This window comes from Dyadobacter sp. 32 (assembly GCF_902506755.1).
In the GTDB taxonomy this organism is placed as follows: domain Bacteria; phylum Bacteroidota; class Bacteroidia; order Cytophagales; family Spirosomataceae; genus Dyadobacter.
In genome coordinates, this window is the sequence record NZ_LR735258.1 from 5337192 (window position 1) to 5358861 (window position 21670).

Annotated in this window: 14 protein-coding genes; 6 read left to right on the top strand and 8 right to left on the bottom strand. The window is 46.4% G+C overall.

What is annotated here, in order from left to right:
• Positions 1-33 precede the first annotated feature (33 nt).
• From DYADSP32_RS21850 to DYADSP32_RS21865, 4 genes are all read right to left on the bottom strand, one after another.
• Positions 34-1116 carry an efflux RND transporter periplasmic adaptor subunit gene (locus DYADSP32_RS21850; protein ID WP_149240770.1) on the bottom strand — a complete coding sequence of 361 codons (1083 nt, stop codon included), beginning with the start codon at positions 1114-1116 and terminating at the stop codon, positions 34-36.
• Positions 1117-1252: 136 nt separating this feature from the next.
• Positions 1253-1663 (bottom strand): hypothetical protein, encoded by a 411-nt coding sequence (locus DYADSP32_RS21855; RefSeq protein WP_149240769.1) that lies wholly within the window; start codon positions 1661-1663, stop codon positions 1253-1255.
• A gap of 696 nt (positions 1664-2359) precedes the next feature.
• On the bottom strand, positions 2360-2494 hold the full coding sequence (locus tag DYADSP32_RS21860; protein WP_414617965.1) for a hypothetical protein: 135 nt from the start codon (positions 2492-2494) through the stop codon (positions 2360-2362).
• A 98-nt stretch (positions 2495-2592) separates the two neighbouring features.
• Positions 2593-3513: a ClpXP adapter SpxH family protein gene (locus tag DYADSP32_RS21865; protein ID WP_149240768.1), complete on the bottom strand. Its 921-nt coding sequence runs from the start codon at positions 3511-3513 to the stop codon at positions 2593-2595.
• A 108-nt stretch (positions 3514-3621) separates the two neighbouring features.
• Here DYADSP32_RS21865 and DYADSP32_RS21870 point away from each other — a divergent pair, with 108 nt between their 5' ends.
• Both DYADSP32_RS21870 and DYADSP32_RS21875 read left to right on the top strand, forming a co-directional pair.
• Entirely contained in the window at positions 3622-3933 is a 312-nt protein-coding gene (locus DYADSP32_RS21870; RefSeq protein WP_149240767.1) for a winged helix-turn-helix transcriptional regulator, read from the top strand.
• A 338-nt stretch (positions 3934-4271) separates the two neighbouring features.
• Entirely contained in the window at positions 4272-4673 is a 402-nt protein-coding gene (locus DYADSP32_RS21875; RefSeq protein WP_149240766.1) for a hypothetical protein, read from the top strand.
• A gap of 42 nt (positions 4674-4715) precedes the next feature.
• Here the strand turns inward: DYADSP32_RS21875 and DYADSP32_RS21880 are convergent, their stop codons facing one another.
• From DYADSP32_RS21880 to DYADSP32_RS21895, 4 genes are all read right to left on the bottom strand, one after another.
• A complete protein-coding gene (locus DYADSP32_RS21880; protein WP_149240765.1) occupies positions 4716-5951 on the bottom strand; it encodes a hypothetical protein in 1236 nt (411 codons plus the stop codon).
• A 345-nt stretch (positions 5952-6296) separates the two neighbouring features.
• Positions 6297-12440 carry a right-handed parallel beta-helix repeat-containing protein gene (locus DYADSP32_RS21885; protein ID WP_149240764.1) on the bottom strand — a complete coding sequence of 2048 codons (6144 nt, stop codon included), beginning with the start codon at positions 12438-12440 and terminating at the stop codon, positions 6297-6299.
• A 76-nt stretch (positions 12441-12516) separates the two neighbouring features.
• On the bottom strand, positions 12517-12945 hold the full coding sequence (locus tag DYADSP32_RS21890) for a DUF4907 domain-containing protein (RefSeq protein WP_149240763.1): 429 nt from the start codon (positions 12943-12945) through the stop codon (positions 12517-12519).
• Between the two features lie 219 nt (positions 12946-13164).
• A complete protein-coding gene (locus DYADSP32_RS21895; RefSeq protein WP_149240762.1) occupies positions 13165-14922 on the bottom strand; it encodes a 7TM-DISM domain-containing protein in 1758 nt (585 codons plus the stop codon).
• A 329-nt stretch (positions 14923-15251) separates the two neighbouring features.
• Between DYADSP32_RS21895 and DYADSP32_RS21900 the strand changes: the two genes are divergently transcribed.
• From DYADSP32_RS21900 to DYADSP32_RS21915, 4 genes are all read left to right on the top strand, one after another.
• Positions 15252-16382, top strand: a complete 1131-nt coding sequence (locus DYADSP32_RS21900) for an AI-2E family transporter (RefSeq protein WP_149240761.1) — start codon at positions 15252-15254, stop codon at positions 16380-16382.
• Between the two features lie 397 nt (positions 16383-16779).
• On the top strand, positions 16780-19371 hold the full coding sequence (locus tag DYADSP32_RS21905) for a family 20 glycosylhydrolase (protein WP_149240760.1): 2592 nt from the start codon (positions 16780-16782) through the stop codon (positions 19369-19371).
• Positions 19372-19512: 141 nt separating this feature from the next.
• Positions 19513-20343 (top strand): ROK family protein, encoded by an 831-nt coding sequence (locus tag DYADSP32_RS21910; protein ID WP_149240759.1) that lies wholly within the window; start codon positions 19513-19515, stop codon positions 20341-20343.
• A 43-nt stretch (positions 20344-20386) separates the two neighbouring features.
• The gene (locus tag DYADSP32_RS21915; RefSeq protein ID WP_149240758.1) at positions 20387-21634 is read left to right on the top strand and encodes an MFS transporter; all 1248 of its coding nucleotides are present in this window, start codon (positions 20387-20389) and stop codon (positions 21632-21634) included.
• Positions 21635-21670: the final 36 nt, after the last annotated feature.

Sequence of the window (21670 nt, forward strand, 5' to 3'; positions counted from 1 at the left end):
TTTTTATGCCTGGTGGGACACTACAGTCTTGCCTTATTCAGCATAAAGACTTAAATGTGAGATAACTGAGTCAGGCTGTACAAATGTGTATTTGATTTTTTCGTTTTCTTTTACCTGACGTAAGCCTTCCAGCAGAATCTTGTCATCCTTTTTCAGCCCTCCGGACACAACAAAAATGTGGGGCATTTCTGCGGCTATGGTGATTTCTCTCGACTGGATCGCGTTATCCTTGTCTACGACATATACATATTTCTTTTCCAGCACCTCGAACGTGGCTTTCTGAGGAATGATCAATGCATTTTTCAATGGTGCGGTCACTATGATGCTGCCCGTTTCCCCGTGTCGGAGCAATCCCTTTGGATTTGGGAATGTAGCACGGAATGCAATGTTGCCAGTCTCGTTGTTGAAATCCGCCTCAATGGTCTCCACAATGCCGGTGTGATCAAACAGCTCATTGTTGGCCATTCTTAATTTGACCACCTCTTTATTGTTGGATTTTAGGCCGTTCTGATAATTGAGATATTCGGCTTCCGGGACGTTGAAATAGACCCACATTTTACTGTTGTCGGATAGGGTCGTGAGCAAGTCACCTTCATCCACAAGGCTTCCCAGTCTTACCTGAAAGTGATCCATGATTCCGTTGAATGGCGCCTTAATCTGCGTAAAGCCCAAGTGCACCGTTGCCAGAGACAACTCAGCCCTGGCTTTATCCAGTTTTGCTTTGGAAAGAGCCAGTTCGTTTTTCGAAACAATGTTGCTGTCTGCAAGTGACTTCGTGTTTCGGAATTCTACTTCTGCAAAATTTGTTTCCGCCTGCGCCTTTTGTTGTTCTGCTTCGTAAAGCATGGGCATGATCTGGAACATGAGTTGCCCTTGTTTCACGTGCTGTCCTTCATCTACATAAATCTTCTGCAGGTAACCTTTCTCAAGGGCTCTTAATTCGATATGGCTTATAGCGCGGATTTGACATACATAGTCTTTCTCCACGATCGTATCTTTTTGTATAGGGCTGGTAACAAGGAATTTGACTTCTTCTTCCTTTTCTTCTTTTTTGGATTCACAGCTGGTGTTCAATAAGGGTACACACAAGCCAATGACCATAAGAATCTTCTTCATGATGATCTTGCTTTAATAAAATTTGATTTAGTAAATAATGTCCTGGTAAGGAGGCAGGATCCTGGGTGATTTAAGATTGCCTCAGAGGCTTATCTGCCCGCAACCTGAATGCCCGAAAGAAAGCCATCCCGGGGTATCACAGCCTCAAAACGCCCAGTGCCCCAAACCTGTGAGAGGAACTGAGGAACCAATGTGCGAAGTCCTGTAACTGTTTTGTGAAATTGTGCGAAAGTATGCTGACAGATCGTGCCCGAACGGATGTGAAATAAATGCTGCTGTGTGCATACGCCTTGGCAAATACAGGTCGCCCGATTTCTTCTTCATTTTTTTCGGTGCAGATTTTAATAAAATCCTCTGAGACGGGAGTGGTCTTTGTAGTGATCTTTTGCTGCCCGTTTGCAGCACTATTAAAACTGAGTAACGTGTTACTTTCAGAAACAAAGCCAGGTTTACTGCCATTGAGAACCGCGCCTGCATGCAAAAAGCAATAGGCACTGAAAAGCACTATGCAAATGGAGAGAAGGTATTTTCCTGGTGAGTTACTCATAAGTAGCGGGCCTTGATAAAATTGAAATTAATCCGGAGTCATCAGGGGATAATTGAAATTAGGGAGGTAATAATTTAATTATTCGTTGATTTGGCCTGTGGATTAATCACAATACAAAAACCGCAACCTAGCGTTAATAACAGGTTAAAAGCATGTTAAAAATGCATTAAAATACCACCTGAGGTTTTAGTATCTGTGGAGGTCTATTGAGAAAACGAAAGCCGGAGTTATCCCAAAGTACAGGGGGAGGCTTAGTCCACTGCCCCCGAGGTCGGGGTGAATGGGTTTATTAGAAAAGGAGGAATTACAGTAGCCTGACCATGATTTGTCGGCCTTGGGGAATTTTTAGAGGCAAGAAGCTTAATTCAGGGTTGATTTGACCTGTCAATTTTTATTGAATGCCATAAACACACCTGGTATCGCCGGTTGAATCCCGGCAATACCAGGTGCATGGTGCCTGTGGCTTTGCTTTATTGAACCTGAAATCCTGGTAGATCAAAGGGAATCCAGGATTAGGAAAGAGGTAAGTGTGTGTATAATAGTCAAATAACTACTAATGTTGAGTCGCGTATAAATTGACCGTTGTCTTGCTGAGCGGAATCGAAGCATTTTTACCCTTCGGCTCCGATCAGGGTGACATTCGCCTTCCGGAGTAATTTAATTCAACCGTCACCTAACTTATGACACGACACTCGTCTAAACCAGCAGTGCATCTTCATTTTTGCGCTCCGACAATCTTCTATCGATTTTTGCGCTGAAGGATCTGAAAAATGCATACACCACCACACCTGTAACAACACCAAGTCCAACTAACTTTTTCACGGTTCCCATAGCTCAAAAATTTAATGTGTTTAAAATCTGTTAATATTCAATATCACTACAAAAACGATACCAGGCCGATCGCATGAGTCATAAAAAAAAGCGGTAGCCTAATTTTTCGTTTTGTACAGCACCCCCGTTTTGATAACTTGCTTATCCAATTTGTCGGTTGTGAATAAATTTTCCAGTTTCTCTTCTGCATCTCCGGTGGTAATGCCCGAAATCACAGCGTATTCTTTGATGGTCAGTGTTGGATAATGGTCAAAAAGCGAAATATCAGTGGGTAGTTCGATATCCGTTTTTTTTGCCTCAGGAAAAACTTTCAACAATGCGTTTTCAAAGTCCTGATAGGGTTTAAATCCATAAAGCATGGTTTGATTACTATGCTCATCAGTGAAGAAGAGGGTGGGGAATCCCCTCACACCCAATTTTCTGGCATAAGCCAGATCTTCCTGAAACAATGTATTTGCCCGGCCCTCGTAATCTTCTTTGAGCTGAAATGTATCCAGCCCTACGGCAACCGCTGCTTCGGCGATAACTTCCCATCGGGTAATATTTTTCCTGTCCAGGAACAACAACTCCCGTAATTTTCGCATAAAACGGACCGCCTTCTCTTTATCCTGCAACTGTGCCGCTTTCACGGCAATGGATGGTGGATAGGAGGAGGGTAACGGATCTTCGAGCCATACGCCACCATCGATGGGCATTTCGTAATGGGCACTTACTTCCTCCCAGTGCGAAGCCACGTCGGTCGGTTTGCTGATCCCGCCGCTGTTATAACTCCAGTCGGGCAGGAGGCCGCCCATGCGGTAATCCATTTCCAGGTACTCCCCATATTCCAGTTTCAGCTTTCTCAGTTGCGGCTCTATTCCCCAGCAGGAAGAGCAAATGGGATCAGTGTAATAGGTGATTTTAACCGGTTTTTTTTCTGTCGGAACAGGTTGTTCAGTCCCAGTGGTGTCGGAGCCGGGTATTTCGCAAATGCCATTTTCCGGGTCACATATAAGCGGATTTTTAATTTCGTTATTCATTGTTTATTCGTGGACACTTTTTATTGTCCTTTTATGTTAATTGTCATTAGGTAACTTTTGATACAAAGGTAACGGGGATTGAAGCATCCGTCAATTAGTCAGAAAAACATGACCACCACCCACGATATAGAGAACGATTCCGGTTGCCCTGCCGAAGGATTGCTCAAGATGCTTTCAGGCAAATGGAAACCTCAGATTTTCCGCCTTGCGCTGGATGGGCCTATTCGTTTCAATGCCGTTTTACGTCAGATTGAGGGATCGAACAAACAATCCATAGCCGTAGCACTCAAAGAAATGGAAGAACAGGGTTTGCTGGAGAAAACCATAATTAAGCTAAAACCCCTGCACATTGAGTACAACTTAACACCAAAGGGAACATCGCTGATTTCGGTCTTCAGGCAGCTGGAAACGCTGACCTGATTCGTTTTGCAAATTAATGGGGAATTGGTCAGAAATCGGTAAAGGAGGGCGGATGAGGATTTTGGCCTCGCTGCTTTTTGTTTCTTGATGGGGCCAACCCGACTATTTCGCTCCAATTGTTTTAGTCTGACATAGGAGTACCTTGAACCTGCAAAAGATATTTTGTACACAGTTCCATTAAAAAATGCAGGCTCGTACGAAAGATTCATTTTTTTATAAAAATAAAAACCAGAATTGTAGCGTTTGTGAAATATCGGTTACATTTAAGGCATTGTTTCAAGGTAGGCCTAGCCGCTGTTTTGTAAAATTTAAGCTTTAGGAAAATGGTAAGGACTGGAATGAAGAATGACGCAAGCAGTGTTGCTAAAATGGCCGTAACGCTATTGTGCCTGTCGACGGCCGTCACGTCCTGCGATAACTACAAGGAGCCGGAGCCTGTGGAAACGCACTATGTGAGCCTGACGGAGCTGAACCGGGACACGATCGTTTCTGTTGCGAATGATAAACTTTCGAATTCGGTCTCATTCGTTATGGAAGGGAGCATATCAAAGCTAGCCATCCTGAAGTTTTCAAACGACACTTCTTTCGCGGAGAAATCAGGAATTGCTCTTGCTCCGGGTGCACTTTCATCCATGCCATTTAGTCTGGGAGATTTCGTAGGTGAAAGGTTGTACATCCAGTATTTGCCACTGAGCGATTCTACATCAGGCACTATCAAAATAGGGGTTGTATTTCAGTAGGGCTATTTGTATTTCTTGCCGGCTGTGGGTTGCTGGGAAATTCTAAAAGGATAAGCCAAATCCAATTCTCAATGATCCCAATCTATTTTTTCCCATCTGGTTTCGTAATATATTCCAGCTCTGGGTGCCGGTTATGTCAATGTAAGCATTCCGAAACAGGGTTTTCTGGTAGCCATAGGTGATACCCGCTCCCAAGTGTTTTTTTTCGCTGAAACGGTTTACTGTGTTGTAGTAGTAAACATAGTCCATATGAGGCCCTGCATAGAAGCCCGATAAGTTATTCCCACCAACGCCTTTACGGATATTTCGCTGCTGCAGAAAGTAATACCGGCCCTGTACCGACGAATGGATCTGATAATGTAACGTATTGAAAATAGAAGAATTATCGACTAAGCCAGCAGAAAATTTGTTGTAATCTGCCAAAACCTGCGTATTGATGGATAGGGGGCTATCTCCAAGTTTTCTTTCGTAGGCAATGCCCAATGAACCATTGATGACATTACTACTTATCTTCACCACAGGCCAGAGGATTTTCCATTGACTGTTGACTGCCTCATCGCAATGAAGCAGATCACAGGCAGGCAGTCTGCCCGATTTTTCCCAGTCACCGAATGCCAGGCCCAAAGTGGTTCTGGTTGAAATTTCGAAATCGTTGGTTTTCCTTTCAAGACTTAAAAATTCATACGGGTTGTACCTACTCTGAGATTTTTGATAGTATACACCGGCAGCGAAGTCGATCAGCCCATTGTTGAAAAACCTTCTTTGTAAACCAAACTCAATGCCAGTCTTCATTTGAGGCAAAGCGAAAAATTCAGTTTGCCAGTTCTTTTCGCCAACGATGGCCAGGTAATTTCCGCTAAAATTGTTGGCGCTTTTGCCTTCGGAAATCCGTCTTTTCATATCAAAGTACCAACGCACCTGTGCATTGGCAGACATGCTTCCCGTCCAGCCTATGCTCGATCCCCAACCTCCGGCTCCCTTTACGTTTATGCCCATTGAAAGTGAGGGCAGCAACTTGTACTCATATCCTAATGTAAGGGACTTTGTTTGCGGACTGGATGTGCCGTACTCCCGAAAACCATACGGGTAGAACTCTATACCCACTTTCAAAATATGCCTGGTCGGCACCTTTGTCATAAATACATTCTCGTAGCGATCAATGAAACGCTGTTTGATAAGTGTATCCTGCTCGGTGGTGTATCTGATATCTGTATTGTCCTGTGCGGGTGCAAGCCGACTCAGCAGTAGTGCGAACAGCAAAAGGATATTTTTGTTCATGGCAAAGAGTAATTGGAACTATATGGTTTTAAGTAAAATCACCATGTTTCCCGTTGATACGATGCGGCCAACTGCTTATCTCGATAGCAGGCGTTTCTTTACTAAGGAGGCAGGACGGGTGCCGAATAGTTGTATGGCAGAATAAAAAAAATCGCAAGGTAACCAAACCAGTATAGATAAAGAATTTTGTAAAGGACCATCTTGATGACGAGCGTAGAATCCGGATGGACATTGGGGGGAAAAGATCTTCGCTTTACAGAATTCCCCCGCCCTCTCTCCCGGAACAGAATGTTTTGATTGCCGGGAGAGATGATTAGTGAAGAGCCATTAAAATGATCGATTTTGCTATTCTTTAATAACCTTAAAAACTTCTCCGCGACTGGTCCGCAACAGATAGATTCCTGAATGCAGATCGCGGAGGTCAACCTTATTACTCCCTGGTGAAAGAGGCTGAATTTTCAGGTTTCTGCCGGTCACATCAGTAAACGTGACATTATATTCTGCTTCCTCTTTCTGGCTTTTCACCATTACAAATACTTCATTTTTTGCCGGAATAGGATATACTGACAAAGCAGGAAGGGTATTTTTAGTTTCGAGCTTCACAATTCGGCTTATCGTTTGGGTCCCGTCCAGGTCGGTTTGACTGATCCTGTAATAGGCAGTACCCTCGGCCACGTTGTTGTCAACAAAAGAATATTGATGCAAACCATCGCCAACACCGTCTGATTCGCCAATTGATTCAAACGAGCGTGCGTCAAGGCTTTTCTGCACTGCGTACACGGTAACATTCGTTTCCTGAACTTTCCATTTTATGACCGGTTGATTTTCTACATTCAGCGACGCAGATACCGAAACCCATTGTACAGGTAGCGGGCTGGATTGTGTTTTGATAAAAAATCCACTAAAACCGGACACATTAAAACTAATTTCCCAGCGTTCAGCAGTGCTGTTCCACACTATATCAGCTGAGGAGGGTGTAATGGTGGTGGCGGTACCCGGGTAGGTACTTGGTTCTCCCGTGCCATCGCTGCTTTTACCAGCACGTTTTTCTATCTGAATATTGGCAATTCGGGCTGTCCTGGTTGTGGCATCATCAGTGCTCAGTGGCAGCAGATTTTGTGGAACCGGGGACTTGGAATTGAAAGCAGCGAATTCTGCATCGGTGGCATACAAAGTTACCCGTGCCGTGGCAGAAGCTGCCTGGGCATCATCTGGTGTAATTTCAAAATGGCGTTTGACGAACTGTGAAGGTTGGCTGGTATCGACCCACACTTTGGCGGTAATATTACCCGTCACCGGCTTGCTTCCCACAGACTGAATTTCGGCAAGCGATTTGCAGTCCGAGCCATCGGTTTTAAAAACAACCGTCTCACCACTGGCTATGATTTCTGTCGAGACCTCTTCATTTGCTGCCAAAATACCTTCGGCAACATTTTTGCTAACAAATTCATATGCTCCCAGGTCTGTGTGGCTACCGTATTTACGAGTTGCACCGCTCAGGTCAGTTACCAGTTCGGCAGGAACGAAGCTGTCATCACCGCTATTGATCGCCGGGCTGCATGGTTGCAACCGCAGGCCATCATCGGCGGTTGCGAAAATGCCGTCTGCTCCGGCATGATTTGAGGGAGTTACGAATAGCGGGTCTGTATTTAAGTTGTTATTACCATTACCGATACCTTTTACAATGCTGTTTCTGATCACAAAAGAATTACTGTTGGCAAGTGTAATAGGATTATCCAATGTGGTGCTTCGCCAGATAATGCTATTATCAATACTTCCGGACGCTTCCTGGATCAGCAACATCTTGATACCCGTATCAGCTGCAATACTTTCATTGAATGTGCTGTTACGGATAACAAGTTCGCCTCTTGCAAAAAACAATGTTCCACCATTTACAGCTGTGTTGTCGTTGAAGACGCATCCGTAGAACCTGGCAGGCGCCAATACAGCATATACTGCACCAGAAGCTGAACGGGAACTGTTTGAATGGAAGGTACAGTTTGTAAATTTAGATGGAAAATAGGTTGTAACCACCGCACCTCCGACGTTTAGAGCGTAATTGGATTTGAAGGTAGAATTACTGACCCTGACCTCAAGGGCTACCAGACTTTCCGCAACGGCTGATAAGGCACCGCCGACCGCAGCATTGTTATCTTGAAATACACTGCCTGTTACAGCAAACGGTGATTGCGAGATGTAAATGCCGCCACCGTTTGAATCAGCAGTATTATCAGTGATTTTGCAATTTCTTAAAAGCAATGGGACAGTTGCTGCGTTGCCGGAAACATACATGCCACCACCACTTCTTGGCGATATGCCCACATTGTTCAATGTAACAAGTGCATCGGGGCCATTTGCATTACCATCCAGAACCGAAATTCCATCAAATACCAGGCTGTCGGAAGATGCGGGCAGTCCGGCAATGACCACTACATGGTAACTGTTGTCCAATAGATCATCCGCTATGCCCACGTCACCACTTAAAACGGTGGGGTTGGCCGCTACATTTCTGCTGGCGCCCCCGGGTGCATAGCCACCATATATTTTCAGGCCACTTCTGTAAAATGCAAACGTACTGTCGCGGCTGTTGCCAATGGTGGGTTTGTATGTGCCTGCTGCTACATGTATTTGTGAAATGCAACCATAAGTCTTCGCGAGGGTCACTGCGTCACGGAGCTCTTTGCAGGCGTTGGTCCAGCTATTTCCGTCACCAGATACCACAATACTCTGGTCAACATAAAATACAGATGGAATTGCCCGTGCCCGAAATGACTCGGATGTCTGTGAACAACCGGATGCGTCTGTAACCGTGACAGTGTTATCGCTGGAGGCGGATACAGTGATCGCGGATGAACTTTCGCCCGTATTCCATAGGTAACTTTCGTACCCTGCCGGTGCTGATAGCGTCACACTTCCACCAGTACAGAAGCTAGCCGGACCATTCGCTGTGATGCTGATCGTGGAGGGGACGATCGTGGCATTGGCTGAGGCTATACATCCGTTTGAGGTTTTCAAGTAAACCGTATAGGTACCAGCGGGCAGGTTTGCAAATGCATTACTTTGCTGATATGCTCCTGACCCAATAGCATAAGTGTATCCGGCTGATGCGTTTTCAACAGTGATGGTTCCCAAGGGTTCAGAGCAGGTAGGTTGCACTGCCGTTAGTACGGGTAAAGCAGGAATTGTTTCGGTTACTGTTACCTCAGCCGAAGTCGCAGCACAGGAGCGCTCATCCGAGATGGTGACGGTGTAGCTACCGCTTTGGGACACAATAATGGAATTTGTGGTCTGCCCGTTGCTCCATAAATAAGATAAATAGCCGGCGGGTGCAGAAAGCGTTACACTGCCACCCGGGCAGATGGCAAGTGGCCCGCTTGCCGTTACAACCGGCGTTGCAGGGGGCAATGCTACATTCATCGTAAAATCCGCACTGCTGATGCAGCTTCCTGCACTTTTGACGTGAACGGTATAGCTCCCTGGTGACAGACCGGCAAATGTATTCGCAGATTGATATTGGCCGGTTCCCAAAGCATAGGCGTATCCCTCAGAAGTGTTCTGATCAGATTCAACAGTCACACTGCCAGTGATTACCGCACAGGTAGGTTGAACGATGGTGAGGGTAGGAATTGCCGCAATTTTATCTATGGTGACGGTGGTTGGTGCAGAAGTACGTGAACAGCCCGCGTTATTCGCAGTGAGTGTGTAGCTCCCTGCTGTGTTTACGGTAATGGATGGCGAGCTGGCACCCGTGCTCCAAGTATATGAAGGCGCAGGAACGTACTGGTAAAATTTGTTCGTGCCTGTGTCTGTTCCCAGATACCCTTTTCCATGGATCACAAAACCGATTGCGCCAACTTTTCCGGTACCGGGAACGGACGCTTTTTCAGTCCAGGTGTCAGCGGCCGGGTCATACACCCAGAAATCATTTGTATTGCTGCCTGTTCCGAGGTACCCAAGCGTGCCGATACTGAATCCCACACCATAGGAGCGGGCAGAGCCCCCGAAATCGGCTTTTCTTTCCCATTCATCTATAGCCTGATCGTATTTGTAAAAATCTTTCTGGCTGGCACCACCCAGGAAACCGGTGCCTACATACCCTGCATTTCCGATACTGAAACCGACCGCAGCCTCTCTGGCGTTACCAGGAAAAGGTTTTTTTGCTGTCCAGTTATCATTTGCCGGGTTATATTCCCAAATTTCTCTGGAGTATCCGGTTGGCATGTACCCAAGCGTAATGTAACCCTTGCTGCCGATGCTGAACCCGGTGGCTTTGTAGCGGGCGACTCCTCCGAAATCAGCTTTTCTTGTCCAGAGATTGTTGGCTGGGTCGTATTGGTAAAAGTCTTTGGTATGGCCGCCATCAAAACCAGTTCCTATATAACCATAGTTGCCCATGGCAAAACCGGCCGCCACGCTCCGGGCAGATCCGGGGAAATCCGCTTTTTGCATCCATATGTTGCTTTCAGGATCATATTCCCAGAAGTCTTTCAGGTTTTGTCCTGTGGCATTGATGCCTGTACCCATGTATCCTTTGTTTCCTATTGCAAAAGCCACTGCGTTCGCCCGGGGAGTGTTGCCGGGTGTTGCTTTGGCGGTCCATGTACCTCCTGAATCAGGATTTGTCAATACGACGCTACTGCCGGGACACAATTCGGTTGCGCCGCTTGCCGTGATGACGGGTGTGGCAGGCGCGTCGCTGACCGTTACCACGACGGGTGCTGTCGTAGAGGTGCAGCCACCGGAAGTTGTAATGGTGACCTGATACGTACCTGCCGTGGTAACGGTTAAAGTTTGGCTGGTTGCATTGCCGGGGCTCCACAAGTAGGTTCCCTGATAACCTTCCGGGGTTGATAACAACAGGCTGCCACCCTCACAGATGGCCAGGGGACCGCTTGCAGTGATGACTGGAGGGATCTCTGTTGCGCCTTGAAACTCGTAAGGACCCGGGTCCACTGTGTTGTTGTAGATGCGGGGCTGGCCCAGGATATCCGTAGTTTCTACCAGATTTTCATTGGTACCACCGTCAAGGGCAGGACTGCAGTTCTGAAGGCGCAAGCCATCGTCAGAGGTTCCGAAGATACCATCTTCACCTGCGGGATTATTGATGTTGACAAGCTTTGGGTCTTCGCTGCTGCTTCCTTCTCCTGCATATCCTTTGTCTACATAACTATGAGAAAAGGTGGAAGAGCCTGGCAGGATATCGGCGTTGTCGGGATACAACTCGGAGCTGTTTCCCCAAATAATGGAATTTGTGATAGCGCCGGCTGAGAGCGTGCCGCCGCCATATTCGCGCGCACTGTTTTTTGCAATAACACAATTGGTAAAAGAGCCGCCGAATGTTCCGCCGCCATTGGAAGCGGTTGAGTTACCGCTGATGACACAATTGATAAAGTTACCTCCCCCCACTGTTCCTCCACCGCTTCCCGAGGCAGTATTATTGCTGATGAAACAGTTTTTTGCCGTAAGGTTTCCACCTGTGTATATTCCCCCACCACTTGCATCGGTGACGCTGTTATTCCGGATCACGCATCTGTTGAGCGTCAATGAAGATCCGGGACCGTAATTGGCAATAGCACCGCCACCACCAGAGGTGCTATTGCCTGCGAAAGTGGAGTTGTCAATAGTACTTGTTGACTCAAAGTCGTGAATTGCACCGCCAAAAGTACCCTGGTTCTGATTGTTGGTAAATGTACAGCCAGATATCGTTGATATGGTACCGTAGGTATTGTAAAGAGCACCGCCATAAGCTCCGCTGTGCCAGTTGTTGCTGTCAAAGGTACAATTGGTGAGCGTGATGGTTGAAGCGTCATTGTACATGGCTGTACCTGTATTGTTCAGGAATTTGCAGTTGGTAAATACGGGCGAACCATTTGAATTAGAGATGCAGCCCGCAAAGCCCGCAGTGTTATTGCGAAATATACAATCTGAGATCGCCGGGGATGAATTGTTATTGGAAATGGCTGCCCCTGACGGATTGGCCCGAAGCCCTTCAAAGATGCAGTTCCGGATCACAGGTGATGAATTGCCCAGATAAAGTCCGCGTGTGTTGCCTGTTGAACTGCTTCTGGGCGTAAATGTAAAGCCATCCAGAATCGTTGCGTTTGTCAGATTAAAGCCCTGCATGACGTTTCCTGAGCCCCTTAGTGTTGTTTTGTTCGCTCCTATTGTCAGATCCCTCTGCGATAGTTGTAACTCTGTACCTGCAAAATGCCCATATAGCTGCACACCTTGTTTCATAATTATGGTGGCCGCAGCACCTGCCGGCTCATAGTTTCCCGCCTTTACCCATACCTGGTCATTGACGGTTGCAGCGCTAATGGCAGTCTGCAGATTGCCACAGGCATTATTCCATGCGGTGGCATCCACGGTGGTCACGCCGGTAGCAGCGGAATTTGTCGTTTTTTGCGCATCTACAAGGTAAATGGTCTGCGCTGGAAGCGTATGGGTGCTGATCAGCAAAAGGAAAAGATTGAGCAGAAGATTTTTCATAAAACCGGTTTCGTGGTCAAGGATTATAATCGTGTTTGAGTAGCGCTGATTGGTCAGGGAGTGCGGCTGATAAAAGTTATATAGCGTTAAGCTTTTTCATTTCTTCAAGGTATACCGTTGGGGGTACTTCGCCCTGCTTTAATTTTTTCAAAACCAGTCTGGCCACACTTTCAGCGGCAGCTTTGCTTTCAAAACCCTTGGTGCCTGGCATAGCCGGTATGGTAGGCTGGTGGATAAACAGCTTTCCATCGGCAAAAACATCATAACCAAAAGTGCCGTCCTGATTGGCAATGATCTGGTATGTGTAGCCGGTAACAGCCTGAATTGAAAGTGTGCTGTGCGTAAGGTCAAAGATTGATGCTGATTTGCCACGCGTTCCTGCGTAACATGGCGTGGCAACAGCGGCAATTAAAACAGCTCCTATTAAAAACAGCGGGCTGTGTGAAAGAAAAGTTTTAAGCGGTTTCCAATACAAGGATCGCCGAAGGAGAAGAAGCAGTTGCATTGAATTTCTGAAAGGTTGAGTTTATATTTTAGAGGAAGGCGCGAAATCTGTGTTTCGTATTTCTTACGGATAGAGGATAGGATTGGTTGACAAATCAGCTTATTAAATCTTCATTTGCCAAAAATGGAGGGTGGACAAAGCGTAGACAGACTAGGTAATTGTCTGTATCACAGTGAAATAAATTTGGGCTAATAAGCGAGAAACTTTTCAGTTCCTAAATTACAACGTTTCAGGAATTGCCATTTTTTTGTAGAGTCTCGTCTTGGCCCGGCGGACACTGGCGGGGTCAATGCTGAGTAAGGCGGCAATTTCTTTGTGAGAAAGCTTCATATGCAAATAGGCATATAGCCTGGTTTCCTTCATGGTAAGCTGCGGATATCTGGCTTCCAATTCTTCAAAAAAATAGGGGTGAACCTGTTCAAAATGTATTTTGAATTTTTTCCAGTCTGAGTCGAGTTGGGAACTGTTGTCAATCAGTAAGCTCATTTGCCGCATACCCTGGGCAGTACTGGGGTTGGGGCGGCTGAGCAGCTGCATCTGAGATTTCAAATGGCTTAGCAGCTCGTTTTTTTGAACCATGTGCAGTGTTGAGGACGCCAGTTCGCGTTGGTTGGTTTCCAGTCTTTCCTGCAACAGCTCGTTTTTAGCTTTTTCAGAATCAATAACCGCGTTCATTTTGGCGATCTCCAGTTGATTCAGCTGAACCCTGTAGCCGGCCTCTTTGAGATTAAATTCCAATTGCCTCTTATCCATTTCAGCTACTGACAAATCGCGCTGTACTGCTTTGGTACGTGCAACCAGGGCAAATGACAAGGCCAGTGTTTGGGTAAGCACTACCAGTTCGGGGATCCAAAGGTTTTCTTCGTTTTGAAACGAAATGAACAGATGAGATAGCGGAATGGCAAGCATAAAAAGCAAGGGAAAGCCATTGGCGATCAGAAATGGGGTTGCCAGTGGAATTTTTTGCCTGTATGCAGCTATGCCAGTAACTAAAATGAATAATATAATTATTCCGCAGTAAACATTATCATAGGGCAGGGTATGGTACTCCAGCTTGTAGCCAGCCATATTTAAGCCCATTAGAATCACGGTAAACCCTGCATAGATACCCATGTTGAGACGCAGCATACCATCCATCCGAGGCAGCAGTTTCTTGGTGTTGAGAAAGGTACGTGTAAGCATAGTGAGCCCATACAATGTTACCACAATGGCTACATGGACAATGATTTTGTTTAAATCGTAATAGGTGATTATTTCATGCACGTCGATGTTAAAGACCCGGATCGGTAAAAATTGATAAGAGATCCATCGGTAACCCGTAATGTAAAACATTCCACCTAATTGCGCGATCAGATAAAATAGGATGGTTTTGTCCCGAAAGTTTAGATACACATAAAGGTTATTGAGCATAAAAAGCATCAATACAACCATACAGCAGACCCACGCAATCCGGATCGTTTGCTCATGCTGTGCGGCCTGCGCTTCTGGCTGAAAGGAAATGGCTAGTCTCAGCTTGCGGTCGCGATGACCAAAGATGGTTAGGTCAACTTTTACAAAAAATGTGGTGCTGCGCTTACCGGCGAAGCTGACCGAGTGCCTTCCCAGTAATCTTGCCCCGGTGTTGTTCAGGGCATCTTTTTGGCTTGCAATCCACTTTTTTTGATCCGGGTGGAAATAATATAGGGTATTCTTAAGCTGTGGTGTAATTCTCACGACGTAATCCCTGTGTAGCTCATTCGGGTTATCGACGACAATTTTCAGCCAATAAATGTGACCAACGGAAATAGAATCCGGCAACGCCAAAAAATGAAGGCTGGTATCTGCGGATAGCTCTTCAATGCCGGAACTGTAATCTGTCAGGATACCCATATTTGCCCGCAGGCCACTATTATTCTCCCCGGGTATGATCTGTAGCGTTTGGCTTAATGATGTGCCTGAAAAGAGCACGAAGATCAAAAGCAAGATATTCTTATGCAAAATAAAGATGGCTATAAGTGAAATACCGAATTGAGACAGCTCATTACAATCATACCAGTTGGGCCATGCTCCTGGCGGGATCACTTCCCTGTTAAGTGCATTGTTGTGGCATGATTATTTGAATCCTAAAGTAACAAGCTAAAAACCAAAGAAATTATACTTCATAACGGACTGCATAAGGCGGTCCGTTATTTTTTATAAGCCAACGCCTTGTGCAGCCTTCTCCTTCGATGTTGGAGGGAAATGTTACGTTGAGGAGTTACGGTTGATAAAATGAGGAAACAACTATTACCAAATGATAAATGACCACCATTACTACTGAAAATTGAATGAAAAATATCTTTAATCAGGCAACAAAAACAGTCGGTGAGGTTGCTAAAGAAGGCAAGTACCCTTTTTACATCAAAGCGCCGCTGATCCTCATTGGCCTGTACCTGTTTTTTTTTATTCTCGCTTTGTTACAGGACGTCCTGGTGCCTTTTGCTTTTGCAGGGCTGATCGCCATTTTACTCAATCCGGTGTATGTGTTTTTAGCTGGTAAAAACCTGAACAAGATCCTGGCGATTGTGCTCACCATCTTTGGGGCGATGTTGATTGTTGCGGCTTTGTTGTTTTTTCTGTCGTCGCAGATTGCGCAGTTTGGTGAAATGATTCCGCAGCTTCAGGCCAAGTTCCTTTCCCTGTTGCATGAAGGGCAGACCTGGATCACTGCCAAATTTGGCATGTCGGCGGAAAAGCAGACCAGTATGGCCAAAGATGTAATGAGTAGTGGTAAAGCGCTTGTGGGCAAAACACTCAACACCGTCATGGGTATGCTTACTTTTCTGGTGCTGATCCCCTTGTACATATTTCTTTTGCTGTTTTACAAACCGCTCTTGCTCAATTTTATATTTGAGGTTTTTGAAGAGGATAATTCCGGCCAGGTTGCCGAAATACTCCAGGAAACCAAAGGCGCTGTGCAAAGCTACATTGTGGGTCTCATGATTGAGACCTCCATCATAGCGGTGCTGAATTCTGCAGCCCTGCTTATTCTGGGGGTAGAGTATGCCATTTTACTGGGTGTAATTGGTGCGATAATGAACCTGATCCCCTATGTCGGTGGCATTATTGCGATAGGACTGCCTGTATTGATGTCGTTGGTGACGGGCGATAACCTCACTACGCCACTGCTGATCGTGGGCGCGTATACACTCATTCAGTTTGCCGATAACAATATCATTGTGCCCCGGATCGTATCATCGAAGGTGTCCGTCAATGCGTTGATCTCCATCCTGGTTGTCCTATTGGGCGGTAGCTTATGGGGTGTGAGCGGAATGTTTTTGTCCATCCCCTTTGTAGCGGTACTCAAAATAATTTTTGACCGCATCGAAGGCCTTAAACCCTGGGGTAAATTGCTGGGTGAAAACATGCCCACAGATGCCCCTCCCGCCGGTGGTAAGCAGGCAGAGACGGGGGAGTGATGTGGAAGGATGGATTGTTGATTCGGTTCAGGAAATTGGATAGCCAGGGTCCTGCTCTCCTTGATTTTACACCAATCTCCCGCCTAAACTGTCCTTTTTTTCAATCAGCAAACCCTGGTCGCCCCCGATCAGAGCGCACAACCGTAGAACATTTAACCCCCTTTCTTAAGCCTCTTTCCTCCTGTCCAGCAATACTTTCCCAACTCCGCCCTGGCATAAAACCTGCGGCAGATAGTATCATTTTCCAAATCACAAGTACTATACAGGCACAATGAAAATGGCTTGTTGTGAAGCGCCAATGTCGTTGGGTAAATCAGTTTGAGCATTGATTGGTGGGTTCACAAGGTAATCTGCCCAAAATAGAATATTGACAACCGTTACAAAGTATAAGACACCTATGAGGAAAAAATCACTACTATTCATTGCATCCGTTCTGGTGCTGCTTTCTGCCTGCAAACAACCCGGAAAGGTGTCGAAGGAACAGGCGGAGAAAATCAGTGTTTCCTGGAAACTGGTCAGCAATTTTATTGAACCGGAGGGCAGTTTTGAAGCAAAGTTCACGCTGAAAAACGGAAGTGATTTTACCCTGGACGGTAAGAACTGGGCCTTGTTTTTCAACATGTCCCCGAGGCCGATCCAGTCGAACAAAACACCGCAACCGGCAGTGATCGAGCATATTAATGGTGATTGGTACAAAATGGTGGCCGCAAAGGATTTTACACTCCGCCCCGACGACTCCATTGAGATAACATATACCGGCACGGAAGGTGTGGTCAAGGAAACCGACGCGCCTATGGGCTTGTATTTCGTTTTTTACGACAATGAGGGAAAGGAAACGAGCATTGTGCAGGTGGCCGATTTTACAGTGGAGCCTTTCACTACAAAAGAACAAATATTGAGGGGCAAAATGGATCTTAAGCAGGTGCCAACACCTGAAACGCGGTTTAATGATAACCTTGCATTCTCTTTAATAGATCAGTCTCAGTTGCTGAAAATCATTCCGAGCCCTGTAAAAATGCTTGCTGGTGCAGGTACTTTCAATGTGACTTCCGGTACCGGGATTTTCTACGAAGCCGGACTGGAAAACGAGGCCCGTTATTTGACGCAAAAATTAAAGACATTAATGGGTTCGGAACTGTCGGTCAAGGCAGGGGCACCTGATGCCTCACCGGCTATTGTGCTTAAAAAGGCTCAGTTTCAGGTGAACGGGGTAGGGAAAGAGGCATACAAACTGGGCATTGGTGCCAAGGGTGTCACCATTACCGGCAGTGATGCGGCGGGTGTATTTTATGGTGTGCAAAGTCTGCTGCAACTCGCCCCCACAGCGGCTTACCAGAAACCCGCAAGTACGCTGGCTTTCGGATTCGTTCAGGTGGAAGATGCACCCCGGTTTCAGTTCCGCAGCCTGCATCTGGACGTAGCGCGTAACTTTCAAACCAAAGAATCGGTCAAAAGAGTGATCGATTTGCTGGCCACCTACAAGGTGAATCACTTCCTTTTTTACACGACTGAGGACGAAGGCTGGCGTGTAGAAATTGACGGCTTACCCGAACTGACAGAGGTGGGCGCTCAGCGTCAGCATATTTCGGGAATGGATTTTCCCGGCTTGCAACCCGGTTATGGATCCGGGCCGGTGGCTTACGATAAGGACAAGCACGGCAGTGGGTTTTATACCAAGGCAGATTTTATTGAAATTTTAAAGTACGCCAAAGAAAGGCACATCAAGGTTATTCCGGAGCTGAACTTTCCGGGACATGCACTGGCCGCTATCAAGTCCATGGAGGCACGCTATGCGCGGTTGATGAAAGAGGGGAAAGAAAAAGAAGCGAATGAATACCGGCTGATAGATCCGGACGACAAGTCGGTGTACCTGTCGGCTCAGGCATATAAAAACAATGTGGTAAGTGTTGCCCGTGAATCCACCTATCATTTCTTTGAAAAAGTAGTGGATGAAATGGCCAAAATGTACAAAGAGGCAGGCCTTACTATGGATACTTTTCACACGGGAGGGGACGAGGTGGCCGAAGGAGCCTGGACCAAATCGCCCATGGCCGCACAGCTGATCAAAGACAATCCGGAGATCGGAAGCGCCAAAAATCTTCAGGCTTATTTTTTCCGCAGGCTGCTACCGAAGCTTGAGAAAAGAAACCTGAAAGTGCATGGATGGGAAGAAGTGGCACTCACGAAAACACCTGCCGGCGCATACCTGGCCAACAAGGAGTTTGTAGGACACCCCGTGGTACCGTACATCTGGAACAATGTGTATGATGTGGATCTGGGCAACAGGCTGGCCAATGCGGGTTATCAGGTGGTGCTGTGTAATGTGACCAATTTCTACTTCGATATGTCCTACGGCAACGATCCCAAAGAGCCAGGGCTGTACTGGGCGGGGTTTGTGGATACGCGTGACAACTGGTTGTTTTCACCCTTCAATATGTTTACAACAACGGAGGAGACTTCGATGGGAAAACCCATGAAGGAGGAGTTTGTGGGTAAGGAAAAACTCAGACCCGATGCCAGGAAAAATGTTTTGGGTGTGGAAGCCCAGCTTTGGAGTGAAACCATCAAGGGGAGGGGAATGATGGAGTATTCCATATTGCCCAAACTCATGGGCTTTGCAGAAAGCGCCTGGGCACCTGAGCGCGCTTGGGAGACTGTGGAGGATCCGGTGTCCAGAAAAAAAATGACACAGGCAGGCTGGAATATTTTTGCCAATACCATTGCCAGGAAAGATATTCCGCGAATGAAGTATCTGAACGGAGGCTACAATTACCGGCTGCCGATGCCGGGTGCCAAAATTGAACAGGGGATGTTGTATGCCAATATCGAATTGCCGGGTTTGGACATAAGATATACAACCGACGGATCGGAACCAACCATGCAGTCGGCCTTGTACAAGGCACCTGTGCAGGTATCCGGGACCGTGAAAATCAAAAGTTTTGATCTCGCTGGCAGTTCGAGCCGAACAAGTGAATTAATTGCGAAATAAGGCCCTCTTTTATTTTGAATAATGGCTGCCGTTACGGGTAAGTGGCAATGAAGTGGCTTACCCGTACAAGGCCATGTGATAAGCTGGATGGCATTTTAAACGCTTAACAAAAAATTAATAACTCAATTCTGTAAAATTTTAATGAACATAGGTGTCGATATCGGCGGTACAAATATAAGGGCCGGAATAGAGCTGGGTGGAAGCATCACGAGGCAGGATCATCTGCTGCTGCAGGATAAAGAATCGCTCACATCCACGTTATCACAGCTGGTGGAGCTTATACGGCCTCTCACCAAATATCCTGTTAAAGGAATCGGTATCGGCGTGCCATCCGTTGTGAACCTGGATAAGGGTATCGTGTATAACGTGATGAACATACCTTCCTGGGAGGAAGTGGCTCTTCGGGATATCATTCAGGATGAATTTAATCTGCCGGTTTCAATAAATAATGATGTGAATTGCTTTATACTGGGCGAGCACCGGTTTGGCCTTGCTCAAAAATACAAATCCGTTGTGGGTCTGGCGTTGGGTACCGGGCTGGGATCGGGGATTATCATCGATAACCACCTTTACACCGGTAACAATTGCGGTGCAGGAGAAATCGGGATGTTGCCTTACAAAGATTCCATCCTTGAGAATTACGTTTGCAACCGGTTTTTCAGGAACGCACTAAATGTAGATGCGCATGTTGCCTATCAGTCGGCTTTGAACGGGGATACCAGGGCGCTTGAAACCTGGGGGGAGTTCGGCATACACCTGGGCTCTGTGATCAAAACGGTGATGTACACCTACGATCCAGAGGCGATTGTGATTGGCGGATCCATAGCCAAGGCGTACCAGTTTTTCAAAGCCTCCATGTCCGACAGTCTGCGTGACTTTGCTTACCCGGACTCCATTAAGCGACTCACGATTATGTTTTCAGAAAACCAGAATATTGCTTTGCTGGGTGCAGCAGCATTACTGGATGCATAACTGTTTTATGATTATCTTGCCCTGATAACCAAAATCTCTCTCTATGCAGCGTAATACCTTTATTGTTGTTTTAATTCTGGTAATATTCTTTGTAATTTCTTTTCTGACCAATATCCTCGGTCCGATCATTCCCGACATCGTGGATAGTTTTGATCTGAGTATCGGGCTTGCGGGCTTTCTTCCTTTTGCTTTCTTTGTAGCATACGGTGTTATGTCCATCCCGTCGGGTCTGTTGGTTGAAAAGTATGGAGAGAAGAGCGTGCTGATCTGGGCCTTCTTTCTGGCTTTCTTTGGTGCTTTACTATTTGCCGTCATTCCAGGTTTCTCCATAGCGTTGCTCTCTTTGTTTTTGATTGGTGTGGGTATGGCGATGCTTCAGGTGGTGATCAATCCGTTGCTGCGCGTGGCGGGCGGGGAGGAGAAGTTTGCCTTCAATTCTGTGCTGGCTCAGTTGTTTTTTGGCGCCGCTTCATTTTTGAGCCCTCTTTTGTATAGCTATCTGGTGCAATCGGTACATTCGGATAAGACAGGATTACTGATAGACACTTTAAACAAACTTGTCCCGGCAAACCTGAAATGGGTTTCGCTGTACTGGGTGTTTTCTGTGATAGCACTGGCCATGGTGATCGTGATCTGGATGGTCAAATTTCCCAAGGTGGAATTGAAAGAAGATGAGCGGATTGATGTGGGTAAAGCTTTTGGCGAACTGTTGGGTAACAGATACGCGCTGCTTTTCTTTCTGGGGATATTTGCTTATGTAGGTACAGAGCAGGGCATAGCCAACTGGATTTCCAAATTCCTTCAGACCTACCACGGGGTAGATCCGGCCACCACAGGTGCATCCGTGATCTCCTATTTTTGGGGACTGCTTACGATTGGATGCTTTTTAGGATTGTTACTGCTCAAATTTTTTGATAGCCGGAAAGTGCTCATCATTTTCACCTCCGGTGCAGTGGTGGCTATGCTCGTTGCGTTGTTCGGATCCAAGGAACTCGCTATTTATGCCTTTCCAATGACGGGATTCTTTGCCTCTGTCATGTACTCCGTCATTTTTTCGCTTGCGCTTAACTCCGTACCGCATCATCACGGTACTTTTTCGGGTATTTTATGTGCCGGTATTGCCGGCGGAGCGGTGGTACCTCTGATCATTGGCGGCCTGGGTGAGCTGGTAGGTTTACGGATGGCTATGCTCTTTCTGTTGATCCCGCTTGGTTACATTCTTAGCATAGGAATCTGGGCCAAACCGCTGGTAAATAATGTCACTGTGAAAAGCTTGAAAGAATTGTTCTGACATTGCATTTGACGGGCGAAAATCATACATTCATCC

Coding starts and splice junctions, on each gene's coding strand:
- DYADSP32_RS21850 (WP_149240770.1), bottom strand. CDS start 1,116: ATGAAGAAGATTCTTATGGTCATTGGCTTGTGTGTACCCTTATTGAAC.
- DYADSP32_RS21860 (WP_414617965.1), bottom strand. CDS start 2,494: ATGGGAACCGTGAAAAAGTTAGTTGGACTTGGTGTTGTTACAGGTGTG.
- DYADSP32_RS21885 (WP_149240764.1), bottom strand. CDS start 12,440: ATGAAAAATCTTCTGCTCAATCTTTTCCTTTTGCTGATCAGCACCCAT.
- DYADSP32_RS21915 (WP_149240758.1), top strand. CDS start 20,387: ATGCAGCGTAATACCTTTATTGTTGTTTTAATTCTGGTAATATTCTTT.
- DYADSP32_RS21880 (WP_149240765.1), bottom strand. CDS start 5,951: ATGAACAAAAATATCCTTTTGCTGTTCGCACTACTGCTGAGTCGGCTT.
- DYADSP32_RS21855 (WP_149240769.1), bottom strand. CDS start 1,663: ATGAGTAACTCACCAGGAAAATACCTTCTCTCCATTTGCATAGTGCTT.
- DYADSP32_RS21905 (WP_149240760.1), top strand. CDS start 16,780: ATGAGGAAAAAATCACTACTATTCATTGCATCCGTTCTGGTGCTGCTT.
- DYADSP32_RS21870 (WP_149240767.1), top strand. CDS start 3,622: ATGACCACCACCCACGATATAGAGAACGATTCCGGTTGCCCTGCCGAA.
- DYADSP32_RS21900 (WP_149240761.1), top strand. CDS start 15,252: ATGAAAAATATCTTTAATCAGGCAACAAAAACAGTCGGTGAGGTTGCT.
- DYADSP32_RS21865 (WP_149240768.1), bottom strand. CDS start 3,513: ATGAATAACGAAATTAAAAATCCGCTTATATGTGACCCGGAAAATGGC.
- DYADSP32_RS21875 (WP_149240766.1), top strand. CDS start 4,272: ATGAAGAATGACGCAAGCAGTGTTGCTAAAATGGCCGTAACGCTATTG.
- DYADSP32_RS21910 (WP_149240759.1), top strand. CDS start 19,513: ATGAACATAGGTGTCGATATCGGCGGTACAAATATAAGGGCCGGAATA.
- DYADSP32_RS21890 (WP_149240763.1), bottom strand. CDS start 12,945: ATGCAACTGCTTCTTCTCCTTCGGCGATCCTTGTATTGGAAACCGCTT.